Here is a 20044-nt window from a genome sequence, read left to right as displayed (position 1 = left end):
CTTGTGATCTGATCGAACCTGTGTTTAGAGTACATCAGACATCAGATGTCCTCAAAATGTTCCCCCCACCACCCTGGAGCACACATGAACCGACACTTCACCCGCCGTCGCGCGGGTCGATTCGCGATGGCGGTCGCCGGCACAGTCGCCGCATCCGTCGCCCTCGCGGGCTGCGGCGCCGGCACCACCGCCACCCCCGACGAGAGCGCGGCCGCGAGCGAGATCGACCCGGACGCCATCATCGAGGCGGGGATCTCGTACACGCTGAACGGCAGCTTCGACCCGATGGTCGCCTCCGGCGCCGTCACGGTCTCGGCGAACTGGCATGTCTTCGAAGGTCTCGTCGACCTCGACCCGGTCACACAGAAGCCGGCCCCTGCGCTCGCCGCCGACCTCCCGACGAAGATCGACGACACGACCTACGAGATCGACATCCGCGAAGGCGCGACCTTCCAGAACGGCGACCCGGTCACGGCGGACGACGTCGTCTTCAGCTACGACCGCGTGCTCAATCCGGACAACAACTCGCTCTTCCTGTCGTTCGTCGACTTCATCGACACCGTCACCGCGGTCGACGAAGACACCGTGCGCATCACGACGGACTACCCCTTCTCGCTGATCAACGACCGCCTCGGCGTCGTCAAGATCGTCCCGAAGGCGGTCGTCGAGGCCGACCCCGAGGACTTCGCCGCCAACCCGGTCGGTTCCGGCCCGTACTCGCTGGTCTCCGCGGTCCCCGAGGACAAGCTCGTCTTCGAGCGCTACGACGACTACAACGGCCCGCGCCCCGCGCTCGCCGCCGGCATGAACTGGAACCTGCTCGCCGACGCCTCGGCCCGCGTCACCGCGATGTCCACCGGCACCGTGCAGGCGATCGAAGACGTGCCATACATCGACGTCGACACCCTCGCCTCGTCGGCCGACGTCGAGAGCGTGCAGTCGTTCGGCCTGCTGTTCATGATGTTCAACACCAAGGCGGCGCCGTTCGACGACGTGCGCGTGCGGCAGGCACTGCACTACGCCCTCGACATGGACAAGATCATCGGCACGGGCATGCTCGGCAACGCCACGCCTGCGACCTCGTTCCTGCCCGAGACGTACCCGAACTACCACGAGGCCTCGACGGTCTACACCTACGACCCCGAGAAGGCGAAGGAGCTGCTGGCGGATGCCGGCGTCTCCGACCTGTCGATCACGCTGCTGACGACCGACACCGGATGGGTCAAGGAGGTCGCCCCGCTGATCAAGGAGTCGCTCGACGCGATCGGCATCGACACCACGCTCGACATCGGACAGTCCGCGTCGATGTACGAGAAGGTCGACTCCGGCGACTACACGGTGGCCGTCGCCCCCGGTGACCCCTCGGTCTTCGGCGTCGACCCCGACCTGCTCATGAACTGGTGGTACGGCGAGAACGTCTGGACCCAGACCCGCACCAACTGGGCTGACTCTCCCGAGTACGCCGAGCTGCGCACGCTCCTCGACACCGCCGTCCAGCAGGAAGGCGACGAGCAGCAGAAGACCTGGGACCAGGCGTTCGACCTGCTCTCCGATCAGGCCGTGCTCTACCCGCTGTTCCACCGCAAGCTGCCGACCGCCTGGAGCAGCCAGGAGCTCGTCGGGTTCCAGCCCGTCCCCACCACCGGACTGTCGTTCCTCGACGTCGGCGTGGCCGCGAAGTAGCACCCGCACAGAAGCAGCACCCGAACAGGGGGCGCGCTCACCCGACGAGCGCGCCCCCTGCACCTCCCTCACCCTCGGAAGGAGCGGCACGTGTCCCACACGCTCCGCCTCATCGGCCGGCGACTGCTGCAGTTGCCGCTGATGATCCTCGGCATCACGTTCCTCGTGTTCTTCGTGATGTCCTTCTCGCCCGTCGACCCGGCCCGCACGGCGCTCGGCGAGACGGCGTCGCCCGCAGCCCTCGAGGCCTACCGTGAGGACCACGGCCTCAACCTCCCCCTGCTCGTCCGCTACGTGAACTTCCTGTTCGGACTCGTGCAGGGCGACCTCGGCACCTACTCCGCGCGCAGCCTTCCCGTGATCGATGAGGTCGCCCGTGCCTTCCCGGTCACCCTGGCGCTCACCTTCCTCGGGCTCATCATCGCCGTGATCGTGGCCTTCGTGATCGGCGTCCTCGCCGCCGTCTACCGCGACCGCTGGCCCGACCAGGTGATCCGCGTCTTCGGCGTCGCGGCGCTCTCCACCCCGTCGTTCTGGCTCGCCATCCTGCTCATCCAGGTCTTCACCCTCGGGCTCGGACTGCTCCCCGCCTCCGGCCCGCTCCCCGACTTCTGGACCGACCCCTCCGGATGGCTCGCCCGGATGACCCTCCCTGCGATCGCGCTCGCGGTGCCGGTGATCGGTCAGCTGTCGCGCGTCGTGCGCACCTCGATGGTCGAGGAGCTCGACCGCGACTACGTGCGCACCGCCCTCGGCGCCGGCATCCCGCGGGTGATCGTCGTCGGCCGCAACGTGCTGCGCAACGCACTCATCACCCCCGTCACGGTGCTGGGACTGCGCATCGGCTACCTGCTCGGCGGCGCCGTGGTGATCGAGATCATCTTCGCCATCCCCGGGATGGGAACCCTCATCCTCAACGGCGTCACCAACAACGAACCCAACCTCGTGCAGGGAGTGACGCTCGCGGTGGCGCTCGCCTTCGTCGTGATCAACATCATCGTCGACCTCCTGTACGTGCTCATCAATCCTCGAATCCGGGCGGTGTGACATGCGACGCAAACTCACGGAACGGCTTTCCGTCCCGGGCCTCCGCTGGGGCCGCCTGTCCCTCGGGTCGATCATCTGCATCGCTGTGCTGGCGATCATCGCCCTGGCCGCGATCTTCGCGCCTCTCATCGCGCCGTTCGACCCGCTGGCCTCCGGGACTCCCGTGCAGCCGCCGGGAGCGGAGCACTGGTTCGGCACCGACCGTCAGGGCCGCGACATCTTCTCGCGCCTCGTCTACGGCGCCCGCTACTCGCTCGTGATCGGTATCGGGGCGACCCTCGTCGCCCTGGTCGCCGCATGCGTGCTCGGCACGATCGCCGCCACCGCCCCGAAGTGGATCTCCGAGACCCTCATGCGCGTCATGGACGTCGTGATGTCGTTCCCCGGCATCGCGCTCGCCGCGGTGTTCGTGGCGGTGTTCGGCAAGTCGCTGCCCGTGCTGGTGCTGACCATCGCGTTCCTCTACGTGCCGCAGCTCACCCGCATCGTCCGTGCGAACATCCTCGACCAGTACGGGGAGGACTACGTCTCGGCCGTGCGTGTGATGGGAGCGGGCACCCCGCGCATCATCGTGCGCCACGTGGCGCGCAACGCGATGGCACCGGTCCTCGTCTTCGCGACCGTGCTCGTCGCCGACGCGATCGTGTTCGAGGCCTCGCTGTCGTTCCTGCAGGCCGGCGTGCCCGATCCCGAGCCGTCGTGGGGCAACGTCATCGCCGCGGGCCGCAACCTGCTCATGAGCGGAGCGTGGTGGGCGACCTTCTTCCCCGGCATCCTCATCATGATCACGGTGCTGTGCCTCAACATCCTCTCCGAGGGGATGACCGACGCCATGGTGTCGCCGCGGGCGCGCAAGATCACGGCCGACGCCGCGAACACCGAGGAGTCCACGCACGAGCTCGAGGTCGCAGCGATCCCGGACGACACGCACGTGATCCCCACCGTCGACACCGCGGTGAACCTCTCCGTGCCGAGCGGCGTCCCCGACACCCTGGTGCCGCGCGCGGAAGTCGTCCCCCTCGCCGAACGACTCGCCGAGCTGCGACGGCGCGAACTCTCCCGCACGGATCGCCTCGAGTACACGGGCGACGAGAAGCCGCTGCTCGAGGTGCAGGACCTGTGCATCTCGTTCCCCCGGCACGGCGACGTCGACGTGGTCGACCACGTCAGCTTCACGGTGCGCCCCGGCGAGACCATGTCGCTGGTGGGAGAGTCCGGATGCGGCAAGTCGATCACCTCGCTCGCGATCATGGGCCTGCTCGACCCGAAGGCCGACATCCGCGGACGCATCCTGTTCGACGGCAAGGACCTGCTGCAGATGGCGCCGAAGGAGCGCAACGCGCTGCGCGGACACGACATCGCGATGATCTATCAGGACGCGCTGAGCTCGCTCAACCCGGCGATGCTCATCCGCTCGCAGATGAAGCAGCTCACCTCGCGCGGCGGCACCCGCACTGCCGAGGAGCTGCTGACGCTCGTCGGTCTCGATCCGAAGCGCACACTCTCCTCGTATCCGCACGAGCTCTCGGGAGGGCAGCGGCAGCGCGTGCTCATCGCGATGGCCCTGACCCGGGATCCGCGGCTGGTGATCGCCGACGAGCCGACCACCGCGCTCGATGTCACGGTGCAGGCCCAGGTCGTGGAGCTGCTCATGCGGCTGCAGCAGGAGCTCGGCTTCGCGCTCCTGTTCGTCTCGCACGACCTCGCCCTGGTGGCCGAGCTCACCCACCGGATCACGGTGATGTACGCGGGCCAGGTCGTGGAGCAGGGCACCACCCGCGAGGTGCTCACCCAACCTGTGCACGAGTACACCCAGGGCCTCCTGGGCGCGGTGCTCTCGATCGAGGCCGGCTCCGACCGTCTGCATCAGGTCTCGGGAGTCGTGCCCTCACCGCGCGACTTCCCGGCGGGCGACCGCTTCGCCCCGCGGTCCAGCGACCCCTCGCGGTATGCCGGCACCACCCCGGTGCGCCGACACATCGAGGGGACAGAGCACTACTACTCCGCGCATCCGGACGATGCGCCCGTCGAGGCGATCGGAGCAGGACGATGAGCGAATCCGTCATCGAGCTGAAGGACGTGCACGTCCGCTACAAGACCCGTGCGTCCTCACTCTTCCGTCCCGAGTACGTCGATGCGCTCGCGGGCGTCTCGCTCACGGTGAAGCGCGGGCAGACCCTCGGCATCGTCGGCGAGTCCGGTTCGGGCAAGTCGACCTCGGCCAAGGTGCTGATCGGCCTCGAGAAGCCCACGAGCGGGCAGGTCGTGTTCGGCGGCGAGCCGGTGCGATCGTTCACGCCCGCCGTGCGCAAGCGGCTCGGGCGCATCCTGTCCGTCGTCTTCCAGGACCCGGCGACCGCGCTGAACGCCCGGATGACGGTGCGCGATGCGCTCCTCGATCCGCTGCAGGTGCACCGCCTCGGCAGCGCGGCGACCCGGAGCCGCAAGGTGCGCGACCTGGTGGGTCTCGTCGGGCTGCCGCCCTCGGCCCTGGACGCGCTGCCCAGCCAGCTCTCCGGAGGGCAGCGCCAACGTGTCGCCATCGCCAGGGCGCTCGTGCTCGACCCGCAGGTGATCGTCGCCGACGAGCCCACCTCGGCGCTCGACGTCTCGGTGCGGGCGCAGATCCTGAACCTGCTGACCGACCTGAAGGAGCAGCTCGGCCTCGGCATGGTCTTCATCTCCCACGACATCCAGACCGTCCGCTACCTCTCCGACGAGATCGCCGTGATGAACAAGGGGCGGGTCGTCGAGTTCGGCGACGCGGCCCGTGTGTTCGACGCTCCCTCCGACGACTACACCAGAACGCTGCTGGGCGCTGCGCCCTCGCTGCTCGAATCCCACCACTGAAACGACCGGAACACACATGTCTGCTGCCCCCTCCGCCCCCGTCTTCGCGGGCGTCGTCCCGCCCGTCGCCACCCCGTTGCTCGAGGACGGCTCGATCGACCACGCCTCACTCTCCCGTCTCGTCGACCGTCTCGTCGACGAAGGTGTCTCCGGACTCTTCGCCCTCGGCTCCACGGGCGAGACCGCGTACTTCACCGACGACCAGCGCGTGGAGCTGCTCCGCACGATCGTCGCGGCGAATGCCGGCCGGGTGCCGATCATCGCCGGCGCGATCGAGCTCACGGCTCCCCGCATCATCGAGACCGCCCGCCGTCTGGTCGACGCCGGCGCGCAGGCGATCGTCACGACGGCTCCGCTGTACACGCTGAACTCCGCCGCCGAGGTCGCCGACCACTTCCGCACCATCGCCGCGGCCATCGACGCCCCGCTGTGGGCCTACGACGTCCCGGTCCGCGTGCACTCCAAGCTCGGCATCGATCTGCTCGTGCAGCTCGGCAGCGAGGGCGTGATCCAGGGCGTGAAGGACTCCTCGGGCGACGATGTCTCGTTCCGGCGTCTGATCGCGGCGAACCGGGCGGCGGGGAGTCCGCTGCAGCTGCTCACCGGTCACGAGGTCGTCGTCGACGCCATGGCGCTCGCGGGTGCCGACGGCGTGGTCCCCGGACTCGCGAATGTGGAGGCCGCGGGATACGTGCGGCTGTGGGAGGCGGCCAAGAGCGGCGACTGGGTGATCGCCCGGGCCGAACAGGAACGCATCAACCGTCTGTTCGACATCGTGTTCCAGCCGCAGGGGCTGTCGGGGGATGCGACCGGTGTCGGCGCGTTCAAGGCCGCCATGCACGCCCGCGGCATCATCGATCACGCCACCATGGCTCGCACCGTGCAGGCGCTCGACGACGATGCGGTCTCCAAGATCCGCGACATCCTCGACGAGCTGCACCTGCTCCCTGTCGCCGTCGCCTGATGGGCGAGGTCGTCCTCGCCGTCGACATCGGCGGCACCAAGACGGCCGCAGCGCTCGCCGACCGCCACGACACGCTGCTGCGCACCGAGGTGGCCACGACTCCCGCCGCGGAGGGGCCGACGGCCGTCGTGGCCACCGTCGTCGCCCTCGCCGAGCGGCTGCTCTCCGGCACCGGGCTGCGCCTGTCGGGAGTCGGCATCGGCACCGCCGGGGTCGTCGATGCCGGGAGCGGGACGATCATCTCGGCCACCGACACCTTCGCGGACTGGCCGGGCACCCCTCTTGCCGCCCTCGTGCGCGCCGGGCTGGGGGCGCACCTGATCACGGATGCTCCCGTGCGGGTGCAGAACGACGTCGATGCGCACGCGGCGGGGGAGTACCGGCACGGGGCGGCGGCCGGGGCGGCGAGTGCGCTCATCGTCGCGGTCGGCACCGGTGTCGGCGCCGGACTGATCCTGGGCGACGATGCCGTGCGCGGAGCGCATCACGTCGCGGGGGAGATCGCGCACCTCCCGGTGCCGGGAGCCGCACACCTGCGCTGCCCCTGCGGCAGACCCGGACACCTCGAGGCGATCGGCTCCGGCATCGGCATGCACCGGCACTTCCTCTCGCTCGGAGGAGACCCCGGGATCACCGATGCCCGGGGGATCGCGGCGGAATCCGTTGCCGGTGACCCCATCGCCCGCCGCGCCATCGGCGAGTCAGCCGCAGCGGTCGGACGCGCCATCGCGGGAGCGGCCACGATCCTCGATCCCGAGCGCATCGTGGTCACCGGCGGCGTGCCGAACATCGGTGAGGACTGGTGGCGCCCGATGCGCGACGCCTTCCACGCGGAGGCGATCGATGCGCTGCAGAGCACGCCCATCCTGCCGGGTACTCTCGGCGACGACGCCCCGCTGCGGGGAGCTGCGGCATCCGTCTGGAGGAACCCATGAGACTCGCCGACCCCCTCGAGCAGCTGCGTGGCGGCCTGATCGTCTCGTGCCAGGCCTACCCCGGTGAGGCGATGCGCGACCCGCGGACGATGGCCCAGGTGGCCGCGGCTGCCCTCGTCGGGGGTGCCGCGGGCATCCGGGTGCAGGGAATCGGCGACATCCGTGCGACGGCCCACCTCCCCGTGCCCGTCGTGGGTCTGTGGAAGGACGGCGATCGCGACGTGTTCATCACTCCGACGCTCGACCATGCCAGGGCCGTCGCCGACGCGGGAGCCGACATCATCGCGGTCGACGGCACCCGTCGCGATCGTCCGGACGGGTTGACTCTCGGGGAGACGATCCAGGGTCTTCGCACGCACACCGACGCCCTGATCATGGCCGATTGCGGTTCGCTCGACGATGCGCTCGCCGCAGAAGAGGCGGGCGCCGACATCCTCGGCACCACCCTGTCCGGCTACACGGGCGAGCGCCCGAAGACCACCGGCCCCGATCTCGAGCTCATCGAGCTGATGGCGGCCCGCTGCCGTCGTCCGATCGTCGCCGAGGGGCGCATCCACACGCCGGCGCAGGCCGCGGACGCGATCGCCGCCGGTGCCTTCGCCGTCTGTGTCGGCACCGCCATCACGCATCCCTCGACGATCACGACGTGGTTCGCCGATGCGGTCGCGCGAGCCCGCGCATGACTGCGCCCGTCCTCGTCAGCGCCTATCCGGCCTCTCCGGCGCACGCGCGCTGGGACCCGGAGCTCGAAGGGGAGCTGCTGCCCGCGCTGTGTGCGCTTCCCGGGGTCGCCGGGCTCGAAGTGCCGTGGATGGGAGGCATCCACCCGCACGACGAGGCCTGGTTCCTCGCGAACGTGCCCGCCGTGCCGCTCGCCGTGACGCCGATCCCCTTCGTGATGGGGCGCCTGGGGAGCGACTCACGATACGGTCTGGCGTCGACCGATGAAGCGGGTCGCACGGCAGCCGTCGACGACCTGCGCCGCGTCGCCTCCGACATCGCGCGCATCGACCGCGAGAGCGGCGCGACCGTTGCCGTGGTGACCCTGCACACCGCCCCGCGGGTGGCAGGAGCCGCGGAACCATTCGTGCGTTCGCTGCAGGAAGCCGCCGCCCTCGACTGGTCGGGAGCGCGCCTGGTCGTCGAGCACTGCGATGCGTCGGTGCCAGGGCAGATCCCGGAGAAGGGCTTCCTCTCCCTCGACGATGAGATCGCGGCGATCCGGGCGGCCGGGGCATCGGTCGGGCTCTGGCTCAACTGGGGTCGCTCGGCGATCGAGCTGCGCGATGCGGACGCCGTGACCGCGCAGATCACCGCAGCCGCAGCCTCCGGGTTCCTCGTCGGCCTCGCCTTCTCCGGCGCTGCGGCCGTGCAGAGTCCGTACGGTCCTCCGTGGGTGGATGCGCATCTGCCGATCGCCTCGACGCATCCGGAATCGGCCTCGCTCCTCGATGATGCACACGTCGCTGCGGCACTCGCGGCAGCGGGCGACGTCGCCTGGCTGGGGCTGAAGACGGCCCGACGCCCTGACGACGCCAGTGCCCGGGACGCCCTGCGCACCGTCGCGCGGAACCTCGAGGTGCTGCGCCGACCCTTGTTCGACGTCTGACCTCTCGCTAGAGTGACTTGAAATCAGACATCAGACGTCTGATTTCCGCACGAACAGAAAGGTCTGTCCATGCACGTTCCTCTCCCGCCCGCCTCTCGGAATGGCCGTGGCCGCCGTCGCCCGCTGCTGCGATACGGCACGATCGCGGCGCTCGTCCTCGCCCTCACCCTCCCCGTCACCGCAGCTTCGGCGGCCCCCGCCCCCGGGTACCTGACCGATCCGAACGCCGATCCGGGCGACTACCTCGAGCTGAACATCGGTGCCGACCGTACCGCCTCGAACTACTTCTACCGCATCCCCGCGCTCGCCCACCTCGGCGACGGCGTGGTCCTCGCGTCGTGGGATGCCCGACCGGGGAGCGCGGCCGACGCCCCCAACCCGAACTCGATCATCCAGCGCCGTTCGACCGACAACGGTCGCACCTGGGGCCCGCTGCAGATCATCGCGGCAGGGAAGACCGGAAGCGGCCAGTACGGCTACTCCGACCCGAGCTACGTCGTCGACCGGGAGAGCGGCCGCGTCTTCGCGTTCTTCGTGCACTCCAAGGACCAGGGATTCCAGGGGAGCGCCTACGGAGACGACGACGCGAACCGGCAGGTCATGGGCGCCGCGGTGATCCACTCGGACGACGGCGGTGCGACATGGAGCGCCCCGCGGCTGATCACCGACGTCGCCAAGACCTCGAACGGCACCACGAGCGCAGGCGTGTACACGCCCGTGGCGGGGGACGTGAAGGGCACGTTCGCGACGTCGGGCGAGGGCATCCAGCTGCGTTACGGCGCCCACGCGGGCCGACTCATCCAGCAGTACGCCGGCACGGTGCGGCAGTCGAACGGATCGACAGCGATCCAGGCGTACTCGGTGTACTCCGACGACGGCGGTGTCACCTGGGAGCGCGGCGAGTATGTCGGCACCGGCATGGACGAGAACAAGGTCGTCGAGCTCTCCGACGGCCGCGTCATGCTCAACTCGCGCGACAGCTCCAACGGCCGTCTGCGCAAGGTGGCGATCTCGACGGACGGCGGCCACAGCTACGGGCCGGTCACCCGTGATGCCGAGCTGCCCGACCCCACGAACAACGCCTCGATCACGCGCCTGCACCCGGACGCCCCTGCGGCGAGCGTCGACGCGAGGAAACTGGTCTTCACGAACGCCAACAACGGCGCCGACGGCAACCGCGTGAACGGGGCGGTGCGGCTCTCGTGCGACGACGGCGAGACCTGGCCGGGCCTGCGCACGCTCGAGACCGGCACGTTCGCCTACTCCAGCGCCACGGCGATCGACGACGGCAGGGTGGGGGTGCTGTGGGAGGCCGGATACACGAACACCATGCAGTTCTCCTCGTTCGACGAGGTGTGGATGAACGCGGTGTGCGCCCCGCTGTCGGTGCCGCAGACCGCTCTCACCCCCGGTGCGGCCACCACGGTTCCGGTCACCGTCACGAACCAGGAATCGACAGCGCTCAGCGGTGCCGTCACCTTCCACACTCCGACCGGCTGGACGGCGACCACGGCGCAGGTCACCGGCCTCGCACCGGGCGCGAGCGCCACCGTGAACGTGCAGGTCACCGCACCGCAGGGAGCCGCCGGCGCCCAGCGTCTGCAGGCCGCCTTCACCGCGGCCGACGGACGGCTGAGCCAGACGACCGCGACGCTCACGCTGCCGCAGTCGTCGGTGCTCGGCGCGACGCTCACAGCGACCAACACGTCGGCGGCGCGGAACGTCGTGACGAATCCGTACACCGTCGGCGAGCAGCTGAGCTTCCAGGTGCGGGTCGTGAGCACGGCGGGCATGAACACGGTCGTGACCCCGGCGGCGAACACCTTCACCACCGGCTTCGCCCCCACCGCGTGCCGGTGGCTGAACCTGCCGGCGTACGACGCCTACAACTGCAGCACCCCGCGGCGTACGCTCACGCAGGCCGACATCGACCGCGGCTGGTACACGCCGGAGTTCAGCTTCACCGTCGCGCCGGTCGACGGCTCGGCCCCCGCTGTCACCGTGACCCACGTGGCCGCGCCCGTGGTGCTGCGCGACGGCGTGCTCGCGGCGACGATCACGGGAGCGCGGGCGGATGCCGGGCGAGACCTGGCGGCGACCCCCTACGCGGTGGGTGAACAGGTGCCCTACGGCTTCCGGGTCGACAACCGCAGTCCGGTCACGGTCTCGGTGGTTCCCGCATCCGGTGACTTCTCGCCCTTCCTCCCGCCGGGGGCAGGAAACTGTCGGTATCGGGACCTGCCGGTCGGCGCGGGGTACGACTGCGGGACCGCGCGCCACACGGTGACCCAGGCCGACATCGACCGCGGCTTCTTCGTCGCCGACACGACGTGGACGGTCGAGGCGGCAGGGCAGTCGACGAAACGCATCGCCGTGGCGGGCGGCGAGGTCGATGTGATCGCGCGCACCCCCGGGGTGTCCGGCGCAGCAGTGGGTGAGTGGGCGGACGGGAACGGGAACGGCGTGGCCGATGCCTCCGACACCGTGACGTGGACCCGCACCGTCGAGAACATCGGCAACGTCGCGCTCGATGCCGTGACCGCTGCCGGAGCGGACGTGGGGGTGCTCGCCCCCGGTGAGAGGACGACCCTCGATCCGATCGTCGTCCGGCTCACGACCGACGACATCGCGCGCGGGTCGATCGATTCGGCCCCCTTCGATGCGGCGGCGGTGAACGGGGCGCTCGAGGTCTCCGCTTCGATCGACGCCTCGCCGCTCGTGCTTCCCATCGCCGCCGCATGGAGCACCAGGACCGTGTATGCCGAGGGGCAGCTCGTCTCGCTCGACGGGCGCCTGTGGCAGGCGTCGTGGTGGACGCGCGACCAGCGCCCAGGCGACCCCGTCGGTCCGTGGCAGGAGCTCGTATCCGACGCGGAGGGAGCGACCGTGTGGACGGCCACCCGCGTCTTCACCGCCGGCGATGCTGTCGTGCACGACGGCATGCGTTTCGAGGCGAAGTGGTGGACCCGCAACCAGCAGCCGGAAGCTGCGACGACCGGCGGCCCGTGGCGGACGCTCGACTGACGCTCCTCCGCAGAGGGGGGCAGCCGACGAGCGTCCTGAAAACTCACAGCCCGTTCCCAGGGCTGCGGGACCAAATCGGGCCGCTCGTCGGTTCTTCTCTGAGACGGCGCAGCCAGCGACGTCGGAGAAGGAGCCAGATCATGTCGAACGACTACGGCAAGACCCCCGAGGCCGTCAGCGGCCTCACCCACCTGCAGTACGAGGTGACGCAGCAGGACGCCACAGAGCCGCCGTTCCGCAACGCCTACTGGAACAACCACGACGACGGCATCTACGTCGATGTCGTGTCCGGCGAGCCCCTGTTCTCGTCGACCGACAAGTTCGACAGCGGTACCGGCTGGCCGAGCTTCACGAAGCCCATCGACGCCGACGCGGTGACCACGCGCACCGACCGGTCGCTGTGGATGAAGCGCACCGAGGCCCGTTCCGCCGGTGCGGACAGCCATCTCGGACACGTCTTCGACGACGGACCCCGCGCCGAGGGCGGTCTGCGCTACTGCATGAACTCCGCGGCCCTCCGCTTCATCCCGGCGGACAGCCTGGAGGAAGAGGGGTACGGTCGCTACAGCGCCCTCTTCGCACGCCCCACCACCACCGACACCCCCGACACCGCTGAGGAGCAGTCATGACCGACGACGGAAACATCACCCGCACCCCTGGAACTGAGACGGCCGTGCTCGCCGGCGGCTGTTTCTGGGGCATGGAAGACCTGATCCGCCGTCAGCCCGGCGTGCTCGACACCCGCGTCGGCTACACCGGCGGCTCGAACGACCACGCGACCTATCGCAACCACCCCGGCCATGCCGAGGCGGTCGAGATCGTGTTCGACCCGACGAAGACGACGTACCGCGACATCCTCGCGTTCTTCTTCCAGATCCATGACCCGTCGACCAAGGACCGTCAGGGCAACGACATCGGATCGAGCTATCGTTCCGCGATCTTCCCGCTCACACCGGAGCAGGAGACGGTCGCGCGCGACACGATCGCCGACGTCGACGCGTCCGGTCTCTGGCCCGCGAAGGCCGTCACCACGATCGAGCCGGCCGGTCCCTTCTGGCAGGCCGAGGAGGAGCACCAGGACTACCTGATCAAGTACCCGAACGGCTACACCTGCCACTTCCCGCGTGCGGGATGGGTGCTGCCGAAGCGCGACGAGGCCGCCGCCGTCTGAGCGCATCCCGACGTGTGGCCCGGTCGCCTGTCGACCGGGCCACACGTGTGTCGGATGGGTCTCTGCGGGCGAGGACTCGGCGGGCTAGGACTCTGCGAGGAAGGCCACGGCCGCTTCCTTGAAGTCGCGGGAACCGGGGGCATTGAAGTGGTTCCGGTTCGGGATCTCGAAGAACCGACCGTCGGGGGCGGCCGCGGCCAGAGCCCGCGAGCCCTCGATGATCGCGTCCTTCGACCCGGTGGCGAAGAGGATCGGTCGAGTCGGCGCATCCGAGGGGTCGGGGTCGATCATGCCCGATGCCCGCATGCCCTCGGCGAGTGCGACGAGCGCCTGCAGGTCGTTGCCGGGCACCCGCTCGGTCAGCGCGATGTAGTTCTGTGTCGTCCGGTCGGCCACCGGCGTGCCGTCGGCGATGTAGGCCCGCACCTGATCGAGGTCGAGCCGCGCGAGAGGGATGCCGTCCGGCACGCCTCCGAGCACCGCCCGTCCGATGCGATGCGGCAGCTCGCGGACGACCTCCCAGCCCACCCGCGCGCCGAGGGAGTACCCGACGTAGAACGCGTCGTCGACGAGGTACGTGTCCATCACGGTTTCGACGTCGGTGACCAGGGTGCGGATGCGATAGCCGTCGGGGTCGTGCGGCTTCTCGCTGAGGCCGTGCCCCCGCTGGTCGAGCGCCAGCACCCGATAGCCCGCACGCGTGAGCTCACGCACCCAGCCCGTGAGCACCCAGTTGTCGCGCGCGTTCGATGCGAAGCCGTGCACGATGACCACGACCGGGGCGTCGAGCTCACCCCATGTGTAGGTCGCCAGCCGGGTGCCGTCGGCGGCGTACACGTGTTGGGGTGCGGGCATGCTGGTCAGGTCGGAGAGAGGGACGGCCACCTCTCCATCTTGGCCCTGTTCGCGGACGCGGGGCTCAGACGCCTTCGCGGGTCTGGGCGATGGGGCGGGCATCACCGGGCCACGGGGCACTGCGAGAAACGGCCCCCGGGGACCGAAATCCCCGGGGGCCGTTTCTCGTTCCGACGATCGCGAGGGTCAGACCCGATCGCGCAGGGCGGCACCGAGCTCGGCGTCGACGTTCGTCCAGTACTGGAAGAAGCGCTCGCGGATGGCGTCGACCGTGATCGAACGCCCCTGACCGGTCAGGGTCTCCAGGAAGCGCGCGCGCTGCTCACCGTCGAACACGTCGCGGTAGAGCGTGCCCGGCTGGCCGAAGTCGTCGTCCTCGGCGTGCAGGGTCGCGGCGGAGCGCTGGATCTCGCCGTCGGCTTCCCAGTTCACCTCGATGCCCTTCGACGGGTCGGCCTCCGGTCCGCCTGCCGCTCCGTAGGAGTTCGGCTGGTAGGTGCGGTGCGCGGCATCGTTGAACTGGTAGCGCATCGAGCCCTCGTGCTGGTAGTTGCGCGCCTCGCTCGCGTGCGGCTGGTTCACCGGCAGCTGGTTGTAGTTCGGGCCGATGCGGTGACGCTGGGCATCCGGGTAGGCGAAGATACGCCCCATCAGCATCTTGTCCGGGGAGATGCCGGTACCGGGCACCTGATTCCCTGGCGAGAAGGCGGCCTGCTCGATCTGCGCGAAGAAGTTCTCCGGGTTGCGGTTCAGGGTCAGGGTGCCGACCTTGATGCGCGGGTAGTCCTTCTTGGAGATGGTCTTAGTGAGGTCGAACGGGTTGAACCGGTAGTCCTTGGCCTCGTCGTACGGCATGATCTGCACGTAGAGGTCCCACTTCGGGAACTCGCCGTCGGCGATCGAGCGGAACAGGTCGCGACGGTAGTGGTCGGCGTCCGACCCGGCGAGCTGCTCGGCCTCTTCGTTGCTCATCGCCTCGACGCCCTGCTGCGAGATGAAGTGGTACTTCACCCAGAAGACCTCGCCCGCGGCGTTGATCCACGAGTAGGTGTGCGAGCCGTAGCCGTTCATGTGGCGCCAGCTGAGGGGGAGACCGCGGTCTCCCATGAGATACGTGACCTGGTGAGCGCTCTCCGGCGACAGGGTCCAGAAGTCCCACTGCATGTCGGGGTCGCGCAGGCCCGAGTCGGCCAGTCGCTTCTGCGAGTGGATGAAGTCCGGGAACTTGATCGCGTCGCGCAGGAAGAACGTCGGAGTGTTGTTGCCGACGATGTCGAGGTTGCCCTCCTCGGAGTACATGCGGAGCGAGAAGCCGCGCACATCGCGCCAGGTGTCGGGCGAACCCTGCTCGCCGGCGACCGAGGAGAAGCGGATCAGGGTCTCGCTCGTCGCTCCCGGCTGGAAGACGGCTGCCCGCGTGTAGGCGGACACGTCTTCGGTGACGACGAACTCGCCGAACGCGCCGCCGCCCTTCGCGTGCGGGTTGCGCTCCGGCACCCGCTCGCGGTTGAAGGCCGCGATCTTCTCGACCAGGTAGTGGTCGTGCAGGACGGTGGGGCCGTCGGCACCGACGGTGAGCGAATGCGTGTCGCTCGCGATCGGGGCTCCGGCCTGCGTGGTGGTGGCAGGTTTCGTCATGGTGTTCTCCTTCTCCGCGTGGGCGCGACGATCACCCCCATCCGGGGACGGGCGATCGGCGGCCCTGCTACTGCGCGGCGTTCTGGCAACTGGGGCACAGGCCCCAGAAGGTGACTTCGGCTGTCTGGACGGTGAATCCCCCCGTCGAGGACGGGGTGAGACACGGAGCTTCACCGACGACGCAGTCCACATCGCCGATCGCACCGCAGGAGGTGCAGACGACGTGGTGGTGGTTGTCATCGATGCGCCGCTCGTAGAGCGCTGCGGAACCTGCCGGTTCGATCCGGCGGATGAGACCCGCCGTCGTCAGGTCCGCGAGGATGTTGTGCACCGACTGGATCGACGTGGTCGGCAGCACTTCGGACACGGCGCGGTAGACCCGCTCCGCATCCGTATGGGCCATGGAGTCGAGAGCCTCGAGAACGGCGACGCGGCCCGCGGTCGCCCGAAGCCCAGCGCCGCGAAGCGCCGAGTCGAGTTCTGTCTCCATCCCCCGAGGCTACCTTGTTTTTTGAATAACTCAAAAGAAAGAATTCCGGCATGCCGCGTCCGGCTGCGGGGAGAACCGGAGATCTAACCCAGGTGAGGTCCCAAAAAAGTCCTGGGAATCCGGCGAGCCCTCCGTTACTCTGGGCAAAATCACAGCTTGGGCGGCGTGGTGGTCGCGCGAGCGGAGCCGAGGGAGCCTCGATGCCGTCTCAGACCAGTCAGCCCGGTGTCCTGTCGTCTGCGCGAGAAAAGCAGCGCAGATGGTTTCTGGCTCGTCTTCGTGTCTCGCGTGCGCGTCGCAAGCCTTTCGCCGTCGTCGCACTGCTGACTCTCGTGCTGGCAGGGCTCGTCGTCCCTGCGACGACGGCGAGCGCCGCCCCCGGTGACGCCGCACAGCTGTACCTGGGCCCGTCCTACGAGGACCCGATCGTCGGATCGGACAAGGATCTGACGGCACCGACCGAGTGTCCGTCGAACTCCGTCCTCACCGGGGTGCAGACCGAGAACCGTCAGCAGACCTCTCCGGTCAGCCCCAATGCGAACTCGATCCTGGTGCGCTTCGCTCTTCAGTGCTCGACGATCACGGTGAGCAATGCCGGCGTCGTCACGGGCACCGTGAACCCCACCTGGATCAACGGACCGGTCTACGACCAGAGCCGTGGAAACCTGCAGACCGGCACCTGCCCGGCCAACACGTTCGTGCACCGCATCACGGGCACGACCTATGTCGGCGACAACGGGGCGCGCTGGCCGTCGTCGGTGCAGATCACCTGCCGACCGATGATCCTCACTGGGGCGGGGCAGCTCCGCGTCGACCTCGCCGCCACCCCGACGGTCCTGACCATCGGGCAGGACTTCAACACCAACGGCGGACTCCAGACACCGACCCCGCGCTGCGGCCCCGGAGACACGACCGGCACCAGCGACATCCTGGTCCGCGGCTACCGCGCGCAGAGCGGCGGGGAGGGCATCGACGGGTTCAACCCCTCGTGCGCCACGGTCCCCGACGACTTCGGCGACGCGCCAGCCAGCTACGGTTCCGTCTCCCACGAGCTGAACGCCGCGACCTACCTCGGCTGGTCGGCCGATGCCGAGACCGCGATGCAGTACAGCGCGAACGCCACCGGCGACAACCAGGTGGGCGGCACGGCCCCGAACCAGTTCATCAACGACGAGAACGGCGTCTCCACGTTCGGCCCCATCACGGCAGGCATCACCGGCAGCTACTCGGTCTCGGTGCTGGTCGCGAACAAGGCGCCCGGCACGACCGCCACTCTCGTCGGCTGGGTCGACTTCAACCGGAACGGCGTCTTCGACGCGAACGAAGGGGTCTCGGCGCCCGTGCCGGCGGGAACCCCGGACGGCTCGTCCGTGACGCTCACCTGGCCGGGGATCATCTCCCAGACGGTCGCGGGCCCCACTTTCGCCCGGTTCCGGATCGCGAGCGGCACCGACCTGACCACGTCTACGCCCACGGGTACCGGAGGCCCCGGTGAGGTGGAGGACTATGCCCTCACCATCGCTGCGGCGAACCCCGGAATCTCGCTGTTCAAGTCCGCGTCGCCGTCCGGTCCGGATGACTTCACGGTCGGACAGGTCATCGACTACACGTTCGTGGTCACGAACACGGGCGATGTGCCCCTCACCGACATCAGCGTCGACGAGACCGCCTTCACCGGCTCCGGCACTATGTCGACCCCGGTCTGCCCGACGACGCCTCTGGCGCCTGGGGCACAGGCGACCTGTACTGCGAGCTATACGCTCACACAGGCCGACATCGACAGCGGTTCCCTCTCCAACACCGCGACCGCGACGGGCGTCCCGCCGGGCATCCTCGTTCCCCCGGTCTCCCCACCCTCGACCGTGAACGTGCCGGCGACATCCACGGCCGCGCTCACCCTCGTGAAGAGCGCTGACACCGCAGAGATCACCGCAGCGGGGCAGGCCATCGCCTACTCGTTCCAGGTGACCAACTCCGGCAACGTGACGCTCACGAACGTCACCGTGGATGAGACGGCGTTCTCCGGCACCGGAACGCCCCCGGTGATCACCTGCCCGGCGGGAGCCGCCTCGATGATCCCTGGCGCGCAGATCACGTGCACGGCGACCTATACGACGACCGTCGCCGACTACAACTCCGACTCCCTCGACAACACGGCCACCGCGACCGGCACCCCGCCCTCGGGCACGCCGCCGGTGTCGCCGCCGTCGAGCGTCGAGATCCCCGTCGCCTCGGCACCGGGGCTGACCGTGGCGAAGACGGCCGATCGCACGCAGCTCACGGCGGCGGGCGAGACGATCAACTATTCGTTCCTGGTGACGAACACCGGCAACGTCACGCTCACGGGCGTGACGGTGAACGAGACGGCGTTCTCCGGGACGGGGACGCCTCCGGTGGTCACGTGTCCCGCCGGCGCGGCGTCGCTCGCGGCAGGGGCGACCGTGACCTGCACGGCGTCGTACGTCGTGACACAGGCCGACATCGACTCGGGCGGCGTGACGAACACGGCGACGACCACCGGTACCCCGCCCACGGGTGAGCCTCCGGTGTCTCCGCCGTCGACCGTCGTCGTTCCCCCTAACCCCGTGCCCGGCATCAGCGTCGTCAAGTCGGCGAGCCCGAACACCCCTGACGCCTATCAGGTGGGACAGGAGATCACCTACTCGTTCGTCGTGACCAACACCGGCAACGTCACTCTCACCAACGTGACCGTGAACGACGAGGACTTCTCCGGTTCGGGAACGCTTTCTCCGATCCAATGCCCGGCAGGCGCGGCTTCCCTCGCTCCGAGCGTTCAGATCGTCTGCACCGCCACGTACGTGCTGACCCAGGCGGATGTGAATGCGGGGCAGGTCACGAACAGCGCGACCGCGACAGGGGTTCCGCCCGGTGGTCTCGTTCCTCCGGTCTCGCCGCCTTCTGAGACCGAAGTCCCCATCGTCCCGGCTCCTGCGATCAGCATCGTGAAGTCGGCGACTCCTGCGACGATGACGGCCGTGGGCCAGACGCTCGCGTACTCGTTCGTGGTGACCAACACCGGAAACGTCACCCTCACCGACGTGACGGTCGACGAGACGGCGTTCTCCGGCTCCGGTTCACTGTCCGCGATCGTGTGCCCGGCGGAGGCTGCGAGCATGCTGCCCGGTCAGATCGTCACGTGCACGGCGGAGTATCAGACGACGCAGGCCGACGTGGACTCGGGTCTCCTGACGAACACCGCCATCGCCACGGGCACCCCGCCGTCGGGGCAGCCACCGGTCTCGCCGCCTTCGACGGTCGAGGTCCCGTTCGACGGGACCAACTCGCTCGCCCTCGAGAAGCGAGCGAACCCGGTCGACGTCAACGGCAACGGTGTCATAGACCCCGGCGACCGTATCGAGTGGACGATCATCGTCACGAACACCGGCGCGCAGACCATCGACGACATCGTCGTCAGCGACCCCACGGCTGGTCCGGTCACCTGTCCCGCCACGAGCCTCGGTTCGGGAGCGCAGATGACCTGCACGGTGCCTCCACACACCGTCACCACCGCCGACGTCGGTCGCGACCAGGTGCGCAACGTCGCCACCGCGACGGGTGTCCCGCCCGGCGGCGGAACGATCGTGCCGCCGCCGTCGGAGACGACCACGCGGGTGTTCCCGCCGCCGCCGCCCACGCTGGCGGTCACGGGAGGCACCCTCTCGGCCGCTCTCATGGTCGGGGGACTGATGCTCTTCCTCGGGGCCGCTCTCCTGCGACGTCGGCGCACGACGTGACGTCGGCTCGTCGGTGCGGACGG

Annotated in this window: 15 protein-coding genes; 12 read left to right on the top strand and 3 right to left on the bottom strand. The window is 69.2% G+C overall.

Features of this window, described 5'->3' with window-relative positions; all coding sequences use genetic code 11:
• Positions 1-84: 84 nt before the first annotated feature.
• The 11 genes from ABRP18_RS17360 (at position 85) to msrA (ending at position 13283) form a co-directional block, all read left to right on the top strand.
• Positions 85-1683, top strand: a complete 1599-nt coding sequence (locus tag ABRP18_RS17360; RefSeq protein ID WP_193761112.1) for an ABC transporter substrate-binding protein — start codon at positions 85-87, stop codon at positions 1681-1683.
• Positions 1684-1773: 90 nt separating this feature from the next.
• Positions 1774-2730, top strand: a complete 957-nt coding sequence (locus ABRP18_RS17355) for an ABC transporter permease (protein WP_045262486.1) — start codon at positions 1774-1776, stop codon at positions 2728-2730.
• Between the two features lies 1 nt (position 2731).
• Positions 2732-4783: a dipeptide/oligopeptide/nickel ABC transporter permease/ATP-binding protein gene (locus tag ABRP18_RS17350; protein WP_349885114.1), complete on the top strand. Its 2052-nt coding sequence runs from the start codon at positions 2732-2734 to the stop codon at positions 4781-4783.
• Positions 4780-5580, top strand: a complete 801-nt coding sequence (locus tag ABRP18_RS17345) for an ABC transporter ATP-binding protein (RefSeq protein ID WP_046748582.1) — start codon at positions 4780-4782, stop codon at positions 5578-5580. Before ABRP18_RS17350 ends, ABRP18_RS17345 begins: the two co-directional genes overlap by 4 nt.
• 16 nt (positions 5581-5596) lie before the next feature.
• A complete protein-coding gene (locus tag ABRP18_RS17340; protein ID WP_349885113.1) occupies positions 5597-6544 on the top strand; it encodes a dihydrodipicolinate synthase family protein in 948 nt (315 codons plus the stop codon).
• Positions 6544-7479, top strand: coding sequence for an ROK family protein (locus tag ABRP18_RS17335; protein WP_349885112.1), 936 nt, complete (start codon positions 6544-6546; stop codon positions 7477-7479). Before ABRP18_RS17340 ends, ABRP18_RS17335 begins: the two co-directional genes overlap by 1 nt.
• A complete protein-coding gene (locus tag ABRP18_RS17330; RefSeq protein ID WP_046748585.1) occupies positions 7476-8162 on the top strand; it encodes an N-acetylmannosamine-6-phosphate 2-epimerase in 687 nt (228 codons plus the stop codon). Before ABRP18_RS17335 ends, ABRP18_RS17330 begins: the two co-directional genes overlap by 4 nt.
• Positions 8159-9088, top strand: coding sequence for a DUF4862 family protein (locus tag ABRP18_RS17325; RefSeq protein WP_349885111.1), 930 nt, complete (start codon positions 8159-8161; stop codon positions 9086-9088). Before ABRP18_RS17330 ends, ABRP18_RS17325 begins: the two co-directional genes overlap by 4 nt.
• Positions 9089-9157: 69 nt before the next feature.
• On the top strand, positions 9158-12112 hold the full coding sequence (locus ABRP18_RS17320) for an exo-alpha-sialidase (RefSeq protein ID WP_349885110.1): 2955 nt from the start codon (positions 9158-9160) through the stop codon (positions 12110-12112).
• A 140-nt stretch (positions 12113-12252) separates the two neighbouring features.
• Positions 12253-12741, top strand: coding sequence for a peptide-methionine (R)-S-oxide reductase MsrB (gene msrB, locus ABRP18_RS17315; protein WP_046748587.1), 489 nt, complete (start codon positions 12253-12255; stop codon positions 12739-12741).
• Positions 12738-13283, top strand: coding sequence for a peptide-methionine (S)-S-oxide reductase MsrA (gene msrA, locus ABRP18_RS17310; RefSeq protein ID WP_058632294.1), 546 nt, complete (start codon positions 12738-12740; stop codon positions 13281-13283). Before msrB ends, msrA begins: the two co-directional genes overlap by 4 nt.
• Positions 13284-13367: 84 nt before the next feature.
• Here msrA and ABRP18_RS17305 read toward each other — a convergent pair whose 3' ends face one another.
• From ABRP18_RS17305 to ABRP18_RS17295, 3 genes are all read right to left on the bottom strand, one after another.
• Positions 13368-14168: an alpha/beta fold hydrolase gene (locus ABRP18_RS17305; RefSeq protein ID WP_171011042.1), complete on the bottom strand. Its 801-nt coding sequence runs from the start codon at positions 14166-14168 to the stop codon at positions 13368-13370.
• A 156-nt stretch (positions 14169-14324) separates the two neighbouring features.
• Positions 14325-15776 carry a catalase gene (locus ABRP18_RS17300; RefSeq protein WP_046748589.1) on the bottom strand — a complete coding sequence of 484 codons (1452 nt, stop codon included), beginning with the start codon at positions 15774-15776 and terminating at the stop codon, positions 14325-14327.
• Positions 15777-15843: 67 nt separating this feature from the next.
• Positions 15844-16266: a Fur family transcriptional regulator gene (locus ABRP18_RS17295; protein WP_058632292.1), complete on the bottom strand. Its 423-nt coding sequence runs from the start codon at positions 16264-16266 to the stop codon at positions 15844-15846.
• A gap of 200 nt (positions 16267-16466) precedes the next feature.
• On the opposite strand from ABRP18_RS17295, the gene ABRP18_RS17290 reads away from it, so the two are divergent.
• Entirely contained in the window at positions 16467-20021 is a 3555-nt protein-coding gene (locus ABRP18_RS17290; protein WP_349885109.1) for a GEVED domain-containing protein, read from the top strand.
• The last annotated feature ends 23 nt before the right edge of the window (positions 20022-20044 follow it).

Origin of the sequence: Microbacterium sp. WHRI 7836 (assembly GCF_040223885.2) — a bacterium.
Taxonomy (GTDB): domain Bacteria; phylum Actinomycetota; class Actinomycetes; order Actinomycetales; family Microbacteriaceae; genus Microbacterium; species Microbacterium oxydans.
Note: the sequence above shows the minus strand (reverse complement) of the source record. Positions and strands in the feature narration are given on the sequence as shown.

Excerpts from the sequence above, each read along its gene's own strand:
- ABRP18_RS17330 (WP_046748585.1), top strand. The coding sequence starts at position 7,476 with ATGAGACTCGCCGACCCCCTCGAGCAGCTGCGTGGCGGCCTGATCGTC.
- msrB (WP_046748587.1), top strand. The coding sequence starts at position 12,253 with ATGTCGAACGACTACGGCAAGACCCCCGAGGCCGTCAGCGGCCTCACC.
- ABRP18_RS17295 (WP_058632292.1), bottom strand. The coding sequence starts at position 16,266 with ATGGAGACAGAACTCGACTCGGCGCTTCGCGGCGCTGGGCTTCGGGCG.
- ABRP18_RS17320 (WP_349885110.1), top strand. The coding sequence starts at position 9,158 with ATGCACGTTCCTCTCCCGCCCGCCTCTCGGAATGGCCGTGGCCGCCGT.
- msrA (WP_058632294.1), top strand. The coding sequence starts at position 12,738 with ATGACCGACGACGGAAACATCACCCGCACCCCTGGAACTGAGACGGCC.
- ABRP18_RS17360 (WP_193761112.1), top strand. The coding sequence starts at position 85 with ATGAACCGACACTTCACCCGCCGTCGCGCGGGTCGATTCGCGATGGCG.
- ABRP18_RS17350 (WP_349885114.1), top strand. The coding sequence starts at position 2,732 with ATGCGACGCAAACTCACGGAACGGCTTTCCGTCCCGGGCCTCCGCTGG.
- ABRP18_RS17300 (WP_046748589.1), bottom strand. The coding sequence starts at position 15,776 with ATGACGAAACCTGCCACCACCACGCAGGCCGGAGCCCCGATCGCGAGC.
- ABRP18_RS17290 (WP_349885109.1), top strand. The coding sequence starts at position 16,467 with ATGCCGTCTCAGACCAGTCAGCCCGGTGTCCTGTCGTCTGCGCGAGAA.
- ABRP18_RS17325 (WP_349885111.1), top strand. The coding sequence starts at position 8,159 with ATGACTGCGCCCGTCCTCGTCAGCGCCTATCCGGCCTCTCCGGCGCAC.
- ABRP18_RS17345 (WP_046748582.1), top strand. The coding sequence starts at position 4,780 with ATGAGCGAATCCGTCATCGAGCTGAAGGACGTGCACGTCCGCTACAAG.
- ABRP18_RS17335 (WP_349885112.1), top strand. The coding sequence starts at position 6,544 with ATGGGCGAGGTCGTCCTCGCCGTCGACATCGGCGGCACCAAGACGGCC.
- ABRP18_RS17340 (WP_349885113.1), top strand. The coding sequence starts at position 5,597 with ATGTCTGCTGCCCCCTCCGCCCCCGTCTTCGCGGGCGTCGTCCCGCCC.